General features: G+C 62.4%; 2 protein-coding genes (1 of these 2 running past the window's edge). One reads left to right on the forward strand and one right to left on the reverse strand.

The genetic code is table 11. The features are described 5' to 3' along the window. Nucleotides 1–544: part of a DUF6119 family protein coding region (locus tag H483_RS38055; RefSeq protein WP_193746929.1), annotated on the forward strand (this coding region is incomplete at its 5' end). Its footprint begins 273 nt before the window's first position; the window shows 544 of its 817 annotated nt. 5 nt (nucleotides 545–549) lie between these two features. Here the strand turns inward: H483_RS38055 and H483_RS40660 are convergent. Continuing rightward, nucleotides 550–673: helix-turn-helix domain-containing protein (locus H483_RS40660; RefSeq protein ID WP_017838676.1), on the reverse strand; the 124-nt coding region annotated here is incomplete at its 5' end.

Genomic DNA, 673 nt, shown 5'->3' on the forward strand with positions numbered 1-673 from the left:
GATGGACCGGACGTACGCCGAAGCGGTCGCCGAGCGCACGCGAGAGATCTTCGGCCGCCCGCCTCCCATCGCGGATCTGCCACGGTGGGAGGCGGGCATGAACGAAGCCACCTACAACGAACGGCTTACAACGAGCACCGAAGGGCTCTTGCTTGACCGGAAGCTCATCCAGGGCGAGACGAAGAAGGGTCAGTTCGAGGCGTGCGACGTCCTGTTGAAGGACGGTACATTCATCCACGTCAAGCACGTCAGCTCCTCGGCACCTGCGAGCCATCTCCTCGCGCAGGCGCTCGTCTCGACGGAGGTCCTCACCCACGACAAAAAGGCGCGGACCGATCTACGTCGCCGCCTTCGCGAAGCCGGTCAAGACCAGAAGGACTACGAATGCACGCCGAAGAGGGTCGTAGTCGTCCTCGCCAAGGAGAAGACTGCGGTCACCGCTGATTCTTTGTTTACTTTCACCCAGGTGAACCTCGGCAGGCAGGACAGGCTGCTGAAGTCGAGAGGGGTCGACCTTTCGATCGCGTCCGTCGTGAAGGAGTAGGACCGCTAGTCGATCGGTTCTACCTTGAGGGCGAGCCCGAGCTCCGCTGCAATCTTGGAGAGAGTCGCGGTCGACACGTCTTCCCCGGTCTCGACACGGGCGACAGTGGGCCGAGAGACGTCGGAGTAC

It is taken from the genome of Dietzia sp. UCD-THP (genome assembly GCF_000349585.1).
Taxonomy (GTDB): domain Bacteria; phylum Actinomycetota; class Actinomycetes; order Mycobacteriales; family Mycobacteriaceae; genus Dietzia; species Dietzia natronolimnaea_A.